Origin of the sequence: Kitasatospora sp. NPDC058048 (genome assembly GCF_042885555.1) — a bacterium.
Classification (GTDB): domain Bacteria; phylum Actinomycetota; class Actinomycetes; order Streptomycetales; family Streptomycetaceae; genus Kitasatospora; species Kitasatospora lactacystinica.
This window is the reverse complement of record NZ_JBHVRT010000017.1, coordinates 83,621-100,268: the sequence shown is the minus strand read 5'-3', so window position 1 is coordinate 100,268 and position 16,648 is coordinate 83,621. Positions and strand designations below refer to the sequence as shown.

Sequence of the window (16,648 nt, the reverse complement as noted above, 5' to 3'; positions counted from 1 at the left end):
ACCGACAAGGTTCCGAGCTATCGGAAGCGGCGCAACCGGGTGAACCGCCCTGCCAGCCAGCGGCCCAAAAGCCGAACGCGGCATCGCCTCGGCGGTCCCGCGCCAAGCCCTCGAACGCTCCGCGGCCCCACTCTGAACGGCGCTTTCGCGCTGCGGCGGCGCCGGACCACAACCGCGCGCTGCCCCCGCCGGATCGCTCAGTCGCTTTCCGCAGGCAACACGATCCGGCGTACCTGCCCGGCCTCCAGCTCGACGATGACGGCCAGCACCGGATGCAACCAGCGCACCATCGACCGCGCGCCCGGATGCGGCTGCCGAAGCAGCCCGGCGACCAGCGCCCCGAGCTCCACCCGCTCCCACTCGGAGATCTCCCCGGTCACCAGCCGCCGACCGTCGGTGAGCACCACCAGCAACCGCTTCCACTCACCCGGTTCGCCGACAGCCCCAGTCACCCAGCCCTTCACCGTGACCCGCCCGGGCGCCGCTCCAGCGCGGACGGCACGAGCATCAGCAAACTCCCTCCGTACACGAGACGCGATCATCCGAGCATGCCACCACACATCGTCGGAGACGATCCGCGCGGCGGCTCTGGCCCGCCGTTTCTCACAGGTCCGTGATGAGCAGCAGTTCGCCGGAGGACCTGCCCCGCCCGGTGTGCATACCTGCCGGACAGGGCCGGTGGTCCGCTCCGGCCGTGTGCTCTTGGCGCTACCGGCAGGCGGAGAAGCACCGTTGCAGATGGCTTCGGCGCGCGCGGCCCTGTCCGGCCTTCCGAGCTCCGCCTACGTGACAGCGACATGCAACACACCTCGAAAGCAAGGGAGTTGTGCAGATATCCGGCCTGCCGACTGGCGCGTGGGCGCTGGGGTAGGCGCGTTGGCATGCGTTGGCCCACCGGAGGCCGACGCACACAGCCGTCGCAGGAGGGTGATCCGATGCAGAAGTCCGCTGTCCGCCCGATGCCCGTCACGTTCCCCGACAGCCCGCTGCCCGACGTCCCGGTCGACGTGGAGCTCCGCTTCGACACGACCCTTCCGTATGCGGCATGCCTGGTGTTCCCGCTGACCCCGTGCAGCTGTACCGGCTCCGACGCCGAGTTGTGCTGGTACTTCAGCCGGGACCTGCTGGACGAGGGGCGCCACGTCCCCACCGGCACCGGGGACGTCAAGATCAGCCCCGGATCGGCCGGCGAAGTCCTCATCACCCTGCAGGGCCCAGACGGTCGGGCAGTGCTCAGCGCCCCGGAGGACGCCGTGGCCGCCTTCCTCACAGACTCGTTCACCCTGGTGCCCGCCGGATCGGAAGCCGACCACCTTGATATCGACTCCGCCATCGCCCGGCTGCGCGCCGCCGACTGATCGCACCCCACCGAGGTCGTCTCCGTCCTGCGCCGCATCGCCACCACACCGTCCACTGCAGCGCGTGAGGCGGCGCGCCCGCCAGCCACGGCGCACCGAGGAACCGTGAGCACCCCCGCCCTCGACACCCTGCCGTTCTACTGCCCCGTCCCGGCCGCCATCCATCCGGAGGCCGACGCCGTCGAGCAACGGGCCCAAGCCTGGGTCGACGCGCCCGCGGCCGACTGCTCGGCCTAACGGGGCTTGCCGCCATCTCGGGCGGCGGCGTCCTCGGCGGCCACCTGGCCTACGGACAGGCCGCCGGCCCCAACCGGGCTGCCACCGCTCCCCGACTCGCGCCCACCGACTGGGGCCGACTCGGCCCGGTCGACGACTTCCCACCGGGCGAACCCGTCCGCAGGATAGCCGGCGACCTGCCCGTGGTCGTCGTCCGCGAGGGCGAGCGCTGCCACGTGCTCGCGGAGCGCTGCGCCCACCTGTCCGGCCCGCTCGCGGACGGCACAGTGGCCGACGGCTGCCTGCGCTGCCCGTGGCACGGCAGCGAGTTCCGCCTGCGTGACGGCGAGGTCGCGAGCGGCCCTGCCACCTCGCCGCAGCCAGTGTTCGAGACCCGATTGCTCTCCGGGCACCTGGAGGCACGACTGCCCGGCGCCGGCTGACCAGCCGTCCACGTCCACACGGTGTACGGACCGGCCCAATGGGCAGACGCATCCACGCGGGCCCGATCCGTGGCCGATCCGCGCGCCCGCCACGCGGAGGAGGACGACATGAACCCGGTCGAACGCGCACTGCGCTCGGTGGACGGCTACCAGCAGCGCCACCGGCCCACCGCCATGATCCTCGGCGTGATCAAGAAGTACGGCGACGACCGCGGCGGACTACTCGCCGCGCTCATCACCTACTACGGCTTCCTCTCCCTGATCCCGCTGCTCCTCCTGCTCAGCACCGTCCTCGGATTCGTCCTGCACGGCAGCCCCGGCGCACAGCAGTCCGTCCTCAACTCCGCCCTGGCCGACTTCCCGATCATCGGCGACCAACTCCGCCAGAACGTCCACTCCCTCCAGGGAAGTGGGTTCGCCCTGGCCGTCGGCATGCTGTTCATGCTCTACGGAGCACTCGGCATCGCGCAGGTGCTCCAGCACGCCATGGCCGAGATCTGGAACGTCCCCGGCGTGCGCCGGCCGGGCTACTGGCCGCGCCTGGTCCGCAGCCTCCTGCTCCTGCTCGTGCTCGGCTCCGGCCTGGTAGTCGGCACCGGGGCCGCATCGGTCGTCGCTGCCTCCCTCGGCGGGCCCGCCGCCCGCATCGGCGGTCTGATCGTCTCCGCGCTCCTGAACGCCGCCCTGTGCCTGGCCTGCTTCCGCGTGCTCACCCCCCGGGTGATCCCCACGCGCGCGCTATGGCCGGGCTGCGCGGTCGCGGGCCCGCTGTTCACCGTCCTCCAGGCCTTCGGCTCCCTGCTCGTCGTGCACGAGCTGCGCCACGCCGGGCAGGTCTACGGCTTCTTCGCCACCGTGATCGGCCTGCTCTCCTGGCTCTTCCTGGCTGCGGAGATCACCGTGTACGCCGCCGAGACCAACGTCGTCCTCGCCCGCCGCCTGTGGCCGCGCAGCCTGCTCCAGCCGCCGCTCACCGACGCCGACGAACAGGTGCTGAGCGCGATCGCCCACCAAGAGGAACGCCGCCCCGAACAGCAAGTCGACGTCGCCTTCAACGACGACGACCCACGACCGGGCGCCAACGACGACGGAACCGCGGGTCGACCCCACGGAGGATGACGACCCCCGCCGCCCTGCCGGATGCGAGGATCCGGGGATCGCACGGTCAGAACCGTGCTGGCCGACGATTGACCTCATACCAGGAACAGCCGGGGACGATCCGTACACAAGATCGAGCCCGCCATCACGCAGAGCCGGGGCAGCGGCCAAGGGGGCAGTGTGCTGGCGCTCGCGGCCTGACCGCCAGCCGACCCGCTCGCCTCACACGTGGCGGGTATCGGTGACGGTGTCAGCGGCGGGGGTGGCCGGCCGCGCCGAAGGCGGGCTACCGTCCCGCGCCCAGGGCGCGGATCCCGCCCGTCCGCCACCCGGACCCGCTCGCGCAGTGACTCGTGGACCCGGTTCCACATGCCGTCGGCCGTCCAGGCGCGGAACCACCGGTAGGCCACGTCCCACGGGGCGAGGTCGTGCGGCACCAGCCGCCACGCACACCCGCTGACCAACACGTACAACACGGTGTCCACGACCAGCCTGCGCGGGAACTTCAACGACCGCCCTCCCCGACGCGGATCCCGCTCCGGCAGCAGAGGCTCGATCACCAGCCACTGGGCATCCGCCAACGACGAGTCGCAGGAAGGCTTGCACGCGCAGACACGCATGGCGGTGATCGTCGCGGACGCCTCGCCCGCGACGATCACCGCCAGTGCATCACGCCACGAAGTTGATCAATTACCCAACGCTTTCTCAGGCCCGAAGGTCCGCACGCCCCGGTGGGCGTGCGGACCTTGTTCGGCGTCTGGTTGCTCAGCGAAGGTCGACGAGGCGGTGCTCGGTTCCCTTCGGGTCGGCGGGCATGGACCACAGCGGGCAGACCGGGATGGTGGTGCGGTCGCAGTCGCTGCTGGTCAGGGTCTTCTGCAGGTGGTCGTACGCCGCGCAGCCGCCTCCGCAGGTGGAGCTGTGCGAACAGGTGCGACAGTTGGCGGAGATGGTGTTCACGAGGGTGAGTTCGCTGATCCCGTCCTGGAGGCGGGGGTGGATCGCTCCGTCGCGGAATTCGCCGTAATGGAGTTCGGTGTCGAAGAACGCCGAGCAGATGTACACCCTGCCGTCGGGGAAGATCGCGAGGCGTTCGAGGTTTCGGGCGGTGCAGCCGCCGTAGCCGGCGGCCCGCAGGGCGGGGAGCTGGTCGGCGGTGGCGAACGCGGGCGGGTAGAAGACGCGCACGCGGCGGCCGGCCGAGGCTTCGCGGATCTGGCCGCACAGCTGCACCCACTCGTCCGGGGGGATCTGGAGGTGGGGCTTGTCCAGGCCCAGACCGGTGGGGGTGAAGTAGTGGAAGGAGAGCATCTCCAGGCCGATGGAGTCGGCGAGGTCGATGGCGTCGAACACGTCAGCCCGGTTCGCAGTGGTGACGGTGAAGATGGCGCGGGTCTGGAAGCCGTCGGCGACGGCGCGTTTCATGCTGGTGAGCAGGGGCCGCCAGGTCTTCTCGCCGCGCATCTGCTCGTGGGTCTCCTGGCGGGCGCCGTCCATGGAGAAGGAGAAGGAGTCGAGGCAGCCCTGCAGCAGGGGCCAGGTCTTCGGGGGGATGAGGCCGTTGGAGGTCAGGACCACCTTGTAGCCCTGCTTCTTGCAGATGTCGAGGATGTCGCCGAACCGGGGGTGGGTGGTGGGCTCACCGCCCAGGAGGTAGACCTTGTACTGGCCGTAGGCGACGCGCAGGCTGGAGAGGATGTCCTCGACCATGGCGGGGGTCATGCGCCGCTCGGCGTCGAGTCGGGTCCCCATGTAGCAGTGCTTGCAGCGCAGTTGGCATTTCTCGGTGATGTAGAGGAACAGGAACGGTTCCTTGGCCGCGGTGGCATGCGCGGCGGCGTGTACGAGGGTGTCGGTCACGGTCTCGTCTCCCTTGTCAGCGCAGGACGTGCAGCGAGTCGGCTTCGCGGGCGCCCCAGGCGGAGACCGTCCACAGGATGCACAGCGGGGTGGTGTCGCGGTCGCAGGAGTAGAAGTCCTCATCCTTGTAGGCGGGGATCTGGGAGTAGGCGGGGCAGCCGCCGCCGCAGGTCTCCGTGTTGGGGCAGCCGGTGCACACCGGGTCGGCGATGAGGTAGGCGTTGAGTTCGTTGTTCGGGTCGGGGTTGAGGACGAGCCGGTCGCCGTCGAAGGTGGCGTAGTGCCAGCCGTCGTCCATGAAGACGGGGCAGGCGAAGACGGTGCCGTCCGGGTAGACGTGCGGGCGGTCGAGGGTGCGGGCGGGGCAGCCCGGGTATCCGCGGTCGAACCACGCCTCCTGGTCGTCCGCCTTCACGAAGGTCGGCGGATAGTAGACCGCCAGGCGCGGCTCGGGCGGGAAGGCTTCGATCTCGGCGCAGAATTCCATCCACTCGGTGGGGCTGAGCGGTTGGAGGAAGCGGCCTCCGTTGCCGGTCTTGCCGAGGTTGTGGAAGCTGAGGGTGTGGGCGCCGAGTTCGGCGAGGAAGGGGACGAGGTCGAGGGCACGCTCGCGGTTGGTCTGCGAGACGGTGCACATCACGCGGACCTGGTAGCCGAGTTCGCGGGCCTGGGCGATGTGGCGAACGACCTTGTCGTAGTTGGTGGGGTTGCCGCGGATCTTGCGGTGGATGAGCGGGTCGGCGGACTCCAGGGAGAAGTTGAAGCTGTTCAGGGTGCCCGGGGGGATCTTGTCGAACAGGTCGTCGTCGAAGTCGCCGTTGCTGCTGATGGTGACCTGGTAGCCGCGATTGCGGCCCTCGGTGACGATCGTGGGCAGCTCGGGGTGCATGGTGGGCTCGCCGCCGAGGAGGTAGAGCTTGTCGTGGCCTCCGGTGATCCGGAAGTAATCCATGATCTTGACGGCCTGCTCGACGCTCATGGTGTTGGCGGCGTTGAGGCGGTCGTTGCCCACGTAGCAGGTCTTGCACCGCAGGCTGCAGGCGGTGGTGGGGTAGAGGAAGACGAACCGTTCGCGGGTCTGCCGGTAGATCGGCAGGCGGGTGGTGGGCATGCCGAGGGAGACGGCGGTCATCGGTGTCCTTCCGGTTCAAAGTGGAGGAAGGCGAGGCACTGAGCGGTCAGGGGTGCCGTGAGGGTGTCGGCGGCGGGCAGCGGGCAGCCGATGCCGTCAAGAGCCGGGGAGGTGACGGGGCCGGCATGGTGCAGGGCTTCGAACCGGGCGGGCAGCTCGGTGCCGAACCAGCGTTCCAGGCCGATGCCGACAGGTGTGTCGGTCCAGGCCACGGTGGCGGCACGGGACTGCCACAGGTCGGCGAGCCGCTGTTGGGGGCTGCCGGGAGGCAGTCGCAGCCGGCCTTTGTGTTCCTGGATCCGGGGCATCGGCCAAGCGGAAAAGTAGGCCGCAGCCCGGGCTTCGAGCGCCGGCAGGAGGCCCGCCGGGTCGTGGACGGCGATCTTCGGGTCGGCGAGGAACTTGAGAACCACGTCGCCCTTGCGGAACACCGACAGGGGGCAGTCGGCGAGGTAACAGGCGGACCGCTGAACCGCCGGCACGGCTGCGATGCAGTCTTCCGTGAAGGCCAGCAGGGTGTTCAGGGTTCCGAGGGTGAGGATTTCTCCGCAGTGGTCGAAGTCGAGGCCGGCGGCCTGGTGGACCTGGCGCAGGCGTTCGGCGAAGAGCCGTTCCCGCTCGTGGTCGCTGCGGACGGTGATGACGAATTGGTCGATGTCGCTGGTCGGCTTGTTGGTGCCGCGTGCGTACGAGCCGCCGACGAAGGAGCACAGGAGGTTGTCGCCGAAGGTCTCGACGGCGGCTCGGCTGGCCTCCGTGACGGCGAGGAGGGCGGTCACGCGGCCAGCCCGGTGGAACGGCCAGGACGGCCCGTGATCGCTTCGGCTGCAGCAAGCCCGCCGACCGCGGCCTGGAGGATGCCCTGGGCAAGGCCGGTGCAGTCGCCGGCCGCGTACAGACCGGGGGCCGTGGTCTCCAGGCCGTCGGTGAGCTTCAGCTCGTCCCAGAGGTTCTCCAGTTCGAGGCCGATCACCGCGACCTGGGAGGCGATGCGGCCGGGCAGTGCGCCGCCGGTGAAGTAGGCCATCAGGTCTTCGAAGGCATCGCACAGAGCGGTGTGGATGTCCTGGGGCAGGATGCCCGCGAGGTCGGCGACCTGGTAGTCGCGCAGCGAGGGGTGGAAGCCGCTGAGTCTGGCGAACTGCTCAAGTTCCTTGCAGGCGAGGGAACGGCTGCGGAAGTCGGGATACCACTGGAGGACGGGCTTGCCCGGCCGGTCGGTCCTCAGTGCCCGGTACGGGACGAGGAGGTTCTCGTCGACCCAGGCGGTGGTGCGCGGGCTGCCGTCAGAGGCTCGAAGCTGCGCGAGGAGGGCGAAGTTCGCCGTACTGCCCCTCTTCGCCTCGGGGATGACGTGGCCGTCGAGGAGAGTGTGCTCGCCGTAGTCCGTGAACTTGATCCGGCCGCCCCCCGGACCGGCGCAGAAGCAGAACGTCTTGATTTTCACGCCGTTGGTGACGATGGTGGTCTTGAAGTCCTCGTGGATGTCGGACCCGCGCTGCAGCAGTGCGGTCGGGGCCTCGAAGCGGACTCCCACGGAGGGAGCGGGTGCGGAGAACGAAACTCCGAGGCCGCGGAGGGTCTGCTGCCACCAGCGCTGGCCCCGCCGCCCGACCGCGACCACGACCGAACTCGCGTGCACAAACTCGCTGCTGCCGGACCGGCCGACGACTTCGGCCCGCCACGCTTGTCCGAGCGGCTGGAGGCAGCTGACCTGTGTCTGCATCCGTAACTCGGTGCCAGGAGCGGTGGTGATCCGACGGTGGAGCCGTTCGATCAGCGTCCGGACGTGCGCCGCGCTGAGCGAGGCCACCGGGTAGTCCTTGACCGTGAACGGTCCGAGGGCGGGGAGGGCTCCGTGGAAGGCGGGCAGGTCCTCCTCGCCGCACAGCCTCCGCAGCGCCCGATCGGCGAGTTCTTCGGCTCGGTCAGCACCGAGGAGTTCGGCCAGCCGCCGGCCGCTGGGGAACCGCGAGAGCTTGACCCCGTCTCCGTAGTGGATCGAGCCGCCGAAGCCGGAGATCACGTTGCAGATGCCCTGGCAGCCATTGCAGGAGCGCAGGAGATCCACCGGGCAGGTGCGACGCAGGTGGGTGCGGCCGGCATCGACCAGCAACACCCGGGACCCGTTCTCAGTGAGGCGATCGGCGGCGATCAGCCCAGCGGGGCCGGCGCCGATCACCAGCGTGTCGACGATCGTGGTCAACTGTGCCCTCCGTACTGGTTCTCGATCCAGAAGGAAGCAGCGCGAGCTGCCTCGACAGCCGGCCGGTTGGCGTCCTCGATGAGGTCGGTCACGGCCGGGTGGTGCAGGTGCTGGTAGTTCGAGCGGTCGTGCAGGACGGGCGTCGCGCACAGGTCGATGACCAGCGATCGGGCTGCGGAATCCGCGAGGCGCGCGATGTGGTCGCGATACTGGGGCGTGAGCCCGGAGGTCGCGAGCACCAGGTCGAAGCCGCTGTCCCGTACGGTGTCGGGTAGTTCTGTGATCCGCAGAACGGTCGCCTTGGCGGCGCCGGACCGCAGGAGTCGGCGAAGCTTCTTGGGGCTTCGGGTCAAGACGAAGACTCGGCGGTCGTCGCCGAGTTCATGTGCGACGGCTTGGGCGAGCATGCCGCCGCCGACGATGACCAGGTTGCGCGAGTGGGTGGCCGACGCGTCCAGCAGCGTTCGGACAAGGTCGCGGTAGTCGAGCCGGGCCCGGAGTCCGAACCGGCGCCGTGCCTGACTGGCCAGCAGGAGTACCTCTGCCCCCACCGGTCGAAGAGGGTGGCCAGCGGGCAGCCGGTCGAAGGCCGAGTGAACCTGCTGGAAGACGAACTGCTCCCCGAGGATCAGGGACATCGCGCCAGCGGCGATCCGGGCCAACCGGGAAGCTGCGGCCTCGTGGCCGGCGATCCGTCGGCTGAGCCGGATCGAGAACGGCGCGGTGACCGCTTTCGCGGGCTCGGCCTCGTACCACTCGACGCGGTGGCAGGTATGCAACAAGAGCCCGGTTGGCGAGTCCGTGCCGACCACGCCGTCCAACCGCGGAATTGATGCTCCCAGTTCCTCCAGCGAATGGGTAGTGACGTCGTTGAAGGCGCACCACGCGATCCGACTTATGGTGCCTGCCGAGCCGATCCTGTCGTCACGCGTGGGATCAGCAATCTGGGCCATGAGTACCTCCTCAGTTCCAGTGGTCCGGCGCAGGCGAGTCTGCTCCGCGTCAGCCGTTCCGTACGGAGGCCGGAACCGGTCAGCCGCTTCAGCACAGCGCAGGAGATGACGGGGGTTTCGGGCGACCAGCCGTGCACCTCGTCGGGAATGTGCGGTGAGCGGTGGACCGGCCGCTGCCCGGATTTGCCGCGCGGCTGACCAGAGCGCTTTCAGGTGGGTCGCTGACTCGAAGGGGCCAGGACCAAGGCATGCCGAAGTGGAGGTGCGCCACTGGCCAAGGCGGCCTGCGCCGAGCAGACACTGACCGCATCACGATGATGGCGCTGCGTCAGATTGATGGCAAGTCTTCGTGATTGGAAAATTTTTCCTACTCGACAGGCTGCATGAGAGCTGAGGGGCTTACCCACTACGATCAACCTGACCCTGGAGGTGCTGATGGCCGACCAACCCAACCCCCGACGTCGGCGGCTCGGCGCGGAGGTGCGCCACCGGCGGCAGGAACTCGGATGGTCGCTGGACGCGGCCGCCACGCAGCTCGGCTACAGATCAGCGAGCACCGTCCACAAGATCGAGTCCGGCGACCAGCAGATCACCCTCCAGAAGCTCCCGCACCTCTTGGCCGTCCTCGGGATCACCGACCCGGCTGCCCAGGCGTTCTGGAACGAGCTGGTCCTCAGCGCAAACAGCAGCGACTGGAAGGAACGGTTCCCAGGCGACGCCGATGACCCTTTCGGGAACTACTACACCGACATTGAACTCGCCTCGTCGGCCTTCCTCTGGTCACCGACAGCACCACACGGACTACTCCAGGAAACGCTTACCGAGCGCACGATCATCGAGGCCGGCCGCGCCTGGGACAACGAGTCCGACGTCGATCGCTTCGTCGCCGTGCGCTCCGAACTCCGCAAGCGGGTTCTCTCCCGACAGCCACCACTGGTGATCACGTCAGTGCTCACCGAAGGCCAACTCCGGCAAGAGATCGGAGGACGCGCCGGGCTGCACCAACAGATCAAACACCTCGCCACGCTGGCCAGAAGCAGCCCTGTGATCACCATCCTGGTGATCCCGTTCTCTGTCGGGGCGCACGCCGGGATAGACGGGCCGTTCATGTTGATGACGTTTCCGACCGGCCGCACGAGCGTCACCATCGAGGGCAGGCGCGCCGCCCTGCACATCCACGAGACCGATGTCGTCAGCGAGTACCAGCGCGTTAGCGAACACCTCACAGACGACGCGCTGTCGCCCGAGAAGTCACTCGCCTTCCTAGATCAACTCGCCGAGGAATACGCATGACCCCCCACCACCCCGACTCCGTCACGGCAAATCTCACCGCTGGTTGGCTGGCCCAACAACTCGCAGCAGCCCACTGGCAATCCGCAAGCACCGGCGGCTCCAACTGCGTTGAGGTTGCCCGGCTGCCCCAGGCGATCACAGCGATCCGCGACTCGCTCAACCCACAGCAAGAGCCCCTCGTTCTCTCTGACCAGAAGTTCGAGGATTTCGCCCACACCATCATCAACGGCAAGCTCCGCATGGCTACTCATCTGTGCGCTGACCCCATCACGGCAGACACCAAAAACGAGCTTCCGCGAGGCTGGCTGGCTCAGCAACTTGCGGGAGCACAGTGGCAATCGGCGAGCACCAACGACTCCGACTGCATCGAGACCGCCTTCCTGCCCCGCGCAATCACCGCTTTCCGTGACCGGCGCAAAAATTCCTTGATCTTCGCAGCCTCCGAAATCAACGACTTCGCCGACGGCCTCGCTAACGGAAGATTCCACAGATAGCCCCCTGCCGCGGGCTTTTCTCCAACGGGCCTCGTCGCCCTGTGGTTGGACTGGGCCCGCGGGTCGTCGCTGTTGCGGTAGGCCGGTCCGATGATGTCCAGGACAGCGGCGTGCCACTCGGTGACTCTCTCCCGCTTCGTAGGCGGCGTCGATGGGCGTCAGCTCGCGCCAGCCTCGCTCCTTCGCGCTGGCGATGTCCTCGGCGTCGTGCCTACGCGGAGGGCGCACAGTGGGCTCCATGCCTACTCCTTCCGACGGTGCGGGTGGCGTTCAACCTGCTTGAAGAGCGTGGACCACCCGCGCGGCCTCCCGGCGCGCGGGCCCCGCTCGCGGGTCGTGCGGGCCCGCGTGCGGCCCAACGATCTTCGCCATCGCACAGAGCTGCATCAGCATTCCGTCCCGGCTCTCAAGGTCTGCCCGGCGCTACCGCCTGACTCGCTCCGCGAGTGCCGGTACGGCGAGAGAGGCGGCGTACAGCGACGCCGCGTCGAGTCCGCGTGGCGCCATTCCCCAGTCCTCTCAGTCGAACAGGCAGAACTCGTCGGGGCCGGTGATGTTCGCCCAGTTCAAGTCCGCGTGGGCAAGGCACCACAGTTCCGCCCTGGTGTCGTGCTCTCCGGGGAAGGCAGCCCCGATCGTGTCGGCGATCAGCTTCCGGGTGATCTGCTCGGTGTCCGGAGTCGCCGTCCGGGCCGTGCGCCGCTCGGCAAGTGCGTTCAGCGAGGCGTTCAGCGAGCACCACCACCCCTCCGGCAGCTCCGGGTCGACGGTCACCACCGCGGCCCCGACCGGGCCGTCCGGCAGCAGCGAGGTCTCGTCCACCCGCCAGATCGCCTGGTCTCGTGGGTCATGCCACGTTGCCGACCCGGACCAGCGGGGCATCGCAACGCCGACCAGTGCTGCGGCGGCTTCTGCTCCGCCCCAGCCCTGTTCGAGGGCTCGCGCCCACGGCCGCCGTTCCACCCGGACCCAGCTGCCTCGGTCGGTGGGCACTCCGACCGTCCGGCGCTTGCGCACCATACCGGTTCGGTCCAGCCGCGTGTCGAGGTGCTGCTCGGCCTGGACCAGTACGTGCTCGACAGGGTCGTGCCGTAGGTCCACGGCCTACCGGACGGGTCCGGGGGTGGCGGCCTGCGGCGGGGTGATCCCGGTCAGCTCGCGTGCCTGGTCGGCGAGCAGGGGTGTCAGGTCGGGGTAGTAGCCGCGGTCGGCGGCCTGGAGCATCTCCGCGAGGGCGATCAGCTGGCCGACACGTCCGGCGGGGGTGTCGAGAATGTCGGCGAACTCCTCGCGGGTCCGCTCGGCGGCCTCGGGGACGAGAAGGCTGCTGACCCACAGGACGGCGGGGTCGTAGCCGACCGGGACCAGGCCCCAGCGTTCCCAGTCGAGGATCATGAGCGGCCTGGCGGTCAGGTTGGCCCACTGCAGGTCGCCGTGGCCGGTGACCCGCTCGATGCTCGCGGGGGCCGGGATGCCGAGGTACTTCGGGAAGGCCTCTTCGACCCATGCCTGGCGCGGGGTGGTCTTCGTGCCGGGTGCCTGTGCGAGGCCAGCCAGCGCGTCTTTCAGCGCGGTCCACCAGCCGTTGTCCAGGCCGGGGTCGTGGCGAAGGTCCTGGGTGGTGGAGACCGCAGGGTCTACCAGGTCGAAGACGTCAGCCTGGTAGAACCAGCCGGCTTCGGTCCAGTCCGTGGTGTCGTGGAGCCGGGGTCGGGGAACGGAGGCGGGGACGAGCTGTTCCGCGCCGAGGGCGCCCTGGCCGGTCGGCCGGGGCGCCCGGTGGCGGCTGCTTCTGGAGACGCGGAGCCAGGTGTTCTCGGCCCGGCGGCCGACGGTGGTGCCGGAGGTGCCGAAGGTCGGCGGTCCGGTGCACACGAGGCCGAGGAACGCGGCGGCCTTCTGGTGTGCTGCTGTAAGGCTGTGCCGGATTTCGTCATCCGGTTGAAAGGACATCGAGCACCGTCCTGAGTCGCTCGTCGGGGATCGGTTCGGCTAGAGCCGCCCTGGCATCGTCCCAGTGGCGCCGGGTGCTGGTCGAGGCGAGGACCACGTCCAGTGCTGGGCACGCTCCGACGACCTGGAACGCGGCGGCGTGTGGAGTCGATCCCTGAGCGATCAGGTTCACCAGTTCGGGTGTCATCAGGCTCGGCAGTTCGCCGCCGTGCAGTGGGGCGGACCCGAAGGTGGTGACCCCGGCGTCGCGCGCGTGGATCAGCGGCCCGTCACCGTCAAGGGCCAAAGCGAGAGGCTCGGCCATGACGAGGCTGACCGGCATCTGCACACCGGCGAGGTGGTGGTCCGTCGATCCGGCGGCGTCCCGGGCCAACCCGGTCAGCTCGGCGACGGTGAACGCCTGCTCGGTGAAGCCGGACCAGGTGGCCACGCCGTAGCCCCCGATGCGGCCAGCGGCCGCGAACTCTTCCAGCACCGCGAAGGCGGCCCGGAGGGTGTGGTGCAACTGCTTCCGGTTGTGGCTCAACCGCTCGGGGTTGTGGACGAAGACGAGGTCGGCGCGGCCGAGGACGGCGAGCGATTCCTCGGTCTGGGTGCGGACGTCCTCTGGGGCGAGGCTGTGGCGGCTGTCCGGGTGGAATCCGGTCTTCGTCGTCACCCTGGCGTCCGGGTGGTCGGCGAGGGCGGAAGCGAGGTCGTGATGGGCCTGGCCGTGGGCGTAGTTGGGGGCGGTGTCGATCCATCGGGCTCCGGCCCTGAGGGCGGTGCGCGCCGCCTCGCCGGCGGCGCGCACCCGGTAGGTCCCCAGGCCGAGGACGGGGCTCATCGGCTGGCCTCGACGACGGCGAGGGCCTGGCCCCGGACGAGGGCATTCAGCAGGTCGGCCATGTCCGCGGCCTTCAGGCCGGCGGCGTCCGCGAGTTCGCCGATGGTGGAGGCTTCCCCGGTCAGCAGGATCTGCAGAGCGGGGGCAGCGCGCTCGGCGAAGTCCCACGCTGTACCGGCGGCGGACAGGGTGACGGTTCCGGTTCCCGGGTTGCCGGTGAGTTCGGCGCGCGCGGCGGTGATCCGGACCGTGATCGACCTGTCCGGGGGAAGCGAGTTCACGTAGGGCAGGGACGGGGCCGGGCGGCCGAAGTGGGTGGTGCCGGTGGACCTGGCCCAGTGGTCGATCAGGTCGGGATCCGACAGTGCGGTGAGCACCGCGGTCCGTAGATCGGTCAGGTAGGCGGCCTTCTCGGTCGGCGAGGCGTGGAGCGGGACGTCCGTCCGTACGGCCGAGCTCTCGTGCAGCTCGTCCACCAGCCAACCGAGGAGGATGGCGCCGGTCTGGGCGACGAGTCCGAAGGTGAGGTGGAGCGATTCGGTCCCTTGGTCGGCGGTGACGCTGTGCCACCATCCGCGCGGCAGGTACAGGACGTCGCCCGGGTGGAGGACGAAGTCCGCGACCGGCTCGCCCTCGGGTTCCTGCGGGGCTTCCACGTCGCGGAAGGTTGGGGCCTGCCGGGTGGGTTCCCACAGCCGCCAGTGCTTCGCCCCATACTGCTGGACTACGACCACCGCGTGGTCGTCCCAGTGCCGGCCGAAGCCCTCCTGCTCGGTCCACGAGGCGTACACGTTGGTCTGCACCGGCGTGCCGATGAAGCGCTCCAGCGCTTCGGCAGCGGCGCGGATTGGCGGGTGGATCTCGTCGATCGCGTCCACGACGAGGGAGGCGCCTTCGGCGAGCTGGGCGTGGAGCTGGGCGGGGTGCAGCCGGTTCCAGGTCGCCCCGCGCCGGTTGGTGCTCGGGGTCGAGTACCGGCCGACCGGGACGGCCTGCCCGTCCATCGACAGCCGTAGCCTCGGCGGGTCGAGACGATGGGTGGCGAGGATCGAGTTCAGATCGTCCCACGACAGGAGTGGAGCGGTGTCGGCGTCTTCTGCGGGGAAGACGGCGTAGGAGCGGTGCAGCGCCTGGGTGAGGAACCGGTCCCCACCCAGGCGCGCCGCCCACGAGGCGGTCTCAGGCATCGTGGGCGGTCTCTCAGGTGTCGTTCTGGTCGGACCGGCCGCCGGTGTTGTCGGACGGTACGTCGGCCCGGGAACGCGCGGCCCTGATGCCGCGGACGGCGACCAGCAGGCCGCCTTCCTCCTTCGGCTGAACCGTGGGTGCGGTGCTCTCCATCGGGTCTCCTCTCGCTGAATCGTGCTCGGCCTTCCGGGGAATCGGAAGGGAGCGCGGCGGTCCTCACGGACGACGTGTCCGGCACCGTCTCAGGGCGCCGGAGAGCGCCTTGCTCCGATCGGGCCGCCGAGCGCCCCAGTCTTCCGAGCTGCTCGTGACAGGGCCATGCCCTCTGCCTGTCATCTCGGCGGTCTGTTCGCACGGGAGTGTCACCGGGGTGTCATCTTCGCCACGATCATGCTCGCGACCTGCGGTGTCTCGACTACGTCGCAGTGGTGGACTGGCCAACGGACGCCTGTTCTCGGCAGGATTCCGGGCATGAATATCTTGGTGGTCGGCGGTGGCTGGTTTCTGGGCAAGGCCGTTGTCGAGGAGGCGCTAGCACGCGGCTGGGCCGTGACGACGTTCAACCGGGGCCGGTCCGGTGTGGTGCTACCCGGTGTGCGGCAGGTGCTCGGCGACCGTACGTCGTCCGAGGATCTGGCCCGACTCGCGGCACAGGGCCCGTGGGACGCAGTGATCGACACCTCTGCCGCTGAGCAGCCGCCGCGGGTGGTGTTGGCGGGGGCGAGGGCGCTGGAGAGCGCGACCGAGCGCTACGTCTACATCTCGACGGTGTCGGTGTACGCCGGTTGGCCGGACCACCCGCTGGCGGTGGGCGATCGGCTGATGGACGGCCCTGCCGACGCCGACAGCGAGTACGGCAAGGACCCGGAGGGTTGGCTGGGCCCGAATCTTCACTACGGGCGCCAGAAGGCGGGCGGCGAGCGGGCGGTGCTCGCAGCTTTCGGTGAACAGCGGTCGTGGCTGCTTCGTCCCGGGGTGATCCTCGGCCCCGGCGAGTATGTCGGCCGGCTCCCGTGGTGGCTTCGGCGCGCCGAGCGCGGCGGGCAGATCCTGGCTCCCGGGTCGGCAGGCAAGGGAATCCAGCCGGTCGACGTCCGCGATGTCGCGCACTTCGCCGTCGAGCTTGCCGAGCGCCCTGGCGGCGGGGTCCACAACGTGACCGCACCGATCGGACGGGACACGATGGACAGCTTCCTTCAGGCGTGCGTAGAGGCCACGGGCGGCCGGGGTGAGCTGCGCTGGGTTACGGACAGGGTCCTGCTGGAGCACGGCGTCCGGCAGTGGACGGAGCTGCCGCTGTGGCGGACGAACGATGGCGTCTGGCTTGTCGACTCCAGCTCGGCGTACGCCGCAGGATTCGTTTGCCGTCCCCTTGAGGAGACGGTGCGGGACACCTGGGAGTGGCTCCAGGCCGGCAATGTGCCGGTTCCGCATCCCCGGGCATCCGCCCACGGAATTGACGCGGACCGGGAACGAACGATCCTTGCCGCTGCCAGTTCCTTGCGGTGAAGGAAAGCGGGGTGGGGCGGACCGGCACATGGCGGTGCGCCCCACCCCGCGGGGGTAGCCGTGTCCAAAACCATGGCCCGGGGGCCGCAGCGGGCGGCCAAAAGCCGCCCCCACCCGAC

17 protein-coding genes and 2 pseudogenes are annotated in these 16,648 nt (G+C 69.5%); 7 read left to right on the top strand and 12 right to left on the bottom strand.

All coding sequences use genetic code 11. The annotated features are described in order from the left end of the window. Positions 1-197: 197 nt before the first annotated feature. Complete coding sequence (locus tag ACFVVA_RS19635; protein ID WP_387691093.1) at positions 198-452, bottom strand: hypothetical protein; 255 nt, start codon at positions 450-452, stop codon at positions 198-200. Positions 453-935: 483 nt separating this feature from the next. Here ACFVVA_RS19635 and ACFVVA_RS19630 point away from each other — a divergent pair, with 483 nt between their 5' ends. The 4 genes from ACFVVA_RS19630 (at position 936) to ACFVVA_RS19615 (ending at position 3,136) form a co-directional block, all read left to right on the top strand. Further along, positions 936-1,358, top strand: coding sequence for an SsgA family sporulation/cell division regulator (locus tag ACFVVA_RS19630; protein WP_387691091.1), 423 nt, complete (start codon positions 936-938; stop codon positions 1,356-1,358). 105 nt (positions 1,359-1,463) lie between these two features. Then, on the top strand, positions 1,464-1,595 hold the full coding sequence (locus ACFVVA_RS19625) for a hypothetical protein (protein WP_387691089.1): 132 nt from the start codon (positions 1,464-1,466) through the stop codon (positions 1,593-1,595). After that, on the top strand, positions 1,559-2,017 hold the full coding sequence (locus tag ACFVVA_RS19620) for a Rieske (2Fe-2S) protein (RefSeq protein WP_387691235.1): 459 nt from the start codon (positions 1,559-1,561) through the stop codon (positions 2,015-2,017). Before ACFVVA_RS19625 ends, ACFVVA_RS19620 begins: the two co-directional genes overlap by 37 nt. A gap of 108 nt (positions 2,018-2,125) precedes the next feature. Continuing rightward, a complete protein-coding gene (locus ACFVVA_RS19615; protein ID WP_387691087.1) occupies positions 2,126-3,136 on the top strand; it encodes a YihY/virulence factor BrkB family protein in 1,011 nt (336 codons plus the stop codon). A 281-nt stretch (positions 3,137-3,417) separates the two neighbouring features. Here ACFVVA_RS19615 and ACFVVA_RS19610 read toward each other — a convergent pair. The 6 genes and pseudogenes from ACFVVA_RS19610 to ACFVVA_RS19585 all read right to left on the bottom strand — a co-directional run. Next, positions 3,418-3,735: pseudogene (locus ACFVVA_RS19610) on the bottom strand (transposase); the annotation flags it as partial. Positions 3,736-3,880: 145 nt separating this feature from the next. Then, on the bottom strand, positions 3,881-4,975 hold the full coding sequence (locus ACFVVA_RS19605; protein WP_387691085.1) for a radical SAM protein: 1,095 nt from the start codon (positions 4,973-4,975) through the stop codon (positions 3,881-3,883). Positions 4,976-4,991: 16 nt separating this feature from the next. Beyond that, positions 4,992-6,107: a radical SAM protein gene (locus ACFVVA_RS19600; protein ID WP_387691083.1), complete on the bottom strand. Its 1,116-nt coding sequence runs from the start codon at positions 6,105-6,107 to the stop codon at positions 4,992-4,994. Further along, complete coding sequence (locus ACFVVA_RS19595) at positions 6,104-6,886, bottom strand: nucleotidyltransferase domain-containing protein (RefSeq protein ID WP_387691081.1); 783 nt, start codon at positions 6,884-6,886, stop codon at positions 6,104-6,106. The genes ACFVVA_RS19600 and ACFVVA_RS19595 overlap by 4 nt, the downstream gene beginning before the upstream one ends. Then, positions 6,883-8,313 carry an FAD-dependent oxidoreductase gene (locus tag ACFVVA_RS19590; RefSeq protein WP_387691079.1) on the bottom strand — a complete coding sequence of 477 codons (1,431 nt, stop codon included), beginning with the start codon at positions 8,311-8,313 and terminating at the stop codon, positions 6,883-6,885. The genes ACFVVA_RS19595 and ACFVVA_RS19590 overlap by 4 nt, the downstream gene beginning before the upstream one ends. Further along, positions 8,310-9,266 carry a hypothetical protein gene (locus tag ACFVVA_RS19585; protein WP_387691077.1) on the bottom strand — a complete coding sequence of 319 codons (957 nt, stop codon included), beginning with the start codon at positions 9,264-9,266 and terminating at the stop codon, positions 8,310-8,312. Before ACFVVA_RS19585 ends, ACFVVA_RS19590 begins: the two co-directional genes overlap by 4 nt. A gap of 435 nt (positions 9,267-9,701) precedes the next feature. On the opposite strand from ACFVVA_RS19585, the gene ACFVVA_RS19580 reads away from it, so the two are divergent. After that, a complete protein-coding gene (locus tag ACFVVA_RS19580; RefSeq protein ID WP_387691076.1) occupies positions 9,702-10,559 on the top strand; it encodes a helix-turn-helix domain-containing protein in 858 nt (285 codons plus the stop codon). Further along, positions 10,556-11,053, top strand: coding sequence for a DUF397 domain-containing protein (locus ACFVVA_RS19575; protein WP_387691074.1), 498 nt, complete (start codon positions 10,556-10,558; stop codon positions 11,051-11,053). Before ACFVVA_RS19580 ends, ACFVVA_RS19575 begins: the two co-directional genes overlap by 4 nt. Before the next feature lie 270 nt (positions 11,054-11,323). On the opposite strand, the pseudogene ACFVVA_RS19570 reads toward ACFVVA_RS19575, so the two are convergent. The 5 genes and pseudogenes from ACFVVA_RS19570 to ACFVVA_RS19550 form a co-directional block, all read right to left on the bottom strand. Beyond that, a pseudogene (locus ACFVVA_RS19570) lies at positions 11,324-12,154 on the bottom strand (hypothetical protein). Positions 12,155-12,157: 3 nt separating this feature from the next. Further along, the gene (locus tag ACFVVA_RS19565) at positions 12,158-13,006 is read right to left on the bottom strand and encodes a hypothetical protein (protein WP_387691072.1); all 849 of its coding nucleotides are present in this window, start codon (positions 13,004-13,006) and stop codon (positions 12,158-12,160) included. Then, positions 12,987-13,832 (bottom strand): aldo/keto reductase, encoded by an 846-nt coding sequence (locus tag ACFVVA_RS19560; protein WP_387691070.1) that lies wholly within the window; start codon positions 13,830-13,832, stop codon positions 12,987-12,989. Before ACFVVA_RS19560 ends, ACFVVA_RS19565 begins: the two co-directional genes overlap by 20 nt. Next, a complete protein-coding gene (locus ACFVVA_RS19555) occupies positions 13,829-15,019 on the bottom strand; it encodes a cupin domain-containing protein (protein ID WP_387691068.1) in 1,191 nt (396 codons plus the stop codon). The genes ACFVVA_RS19560 and ACFVVA_RS19555 overlap by 4 nt, the downstream gene beginning before the upstream one ends. Before the next feature lie 13 nt (positions 15,020-15,032). Beyond that, positions 15,033-15,173 carry a hypothetical protein gene (locus ACFVVA_RS19550; RefSeq protein WP_387691066.1) on the bottom strand — a complete coding sequence of 47 codons (141 nt, stop codon included), beginning with the start codon at positions 15,171-15,173 and terminating at the stop codon, positions 15,033-15,035. 318 nt (positions 15,174-15,491) lie between these two features. On the opposite strand from ACFVVA_RS19550, the gene ACFVVA_RS19545 reads away from it, so the two are divergent. Next, positions 15,492-16,529, top strand: a complete 1,038-nt coding sequence (locus ACFVVA_RS19545) for an NAD-dependent epimerase/dehydratase family protein (protein WP_387691065.1) — start codon at positions 15,492-15,494, stop codon at positions 16,527-16,529. Positions 16,530-16,648: the final 119 nt, after the last annotated feature.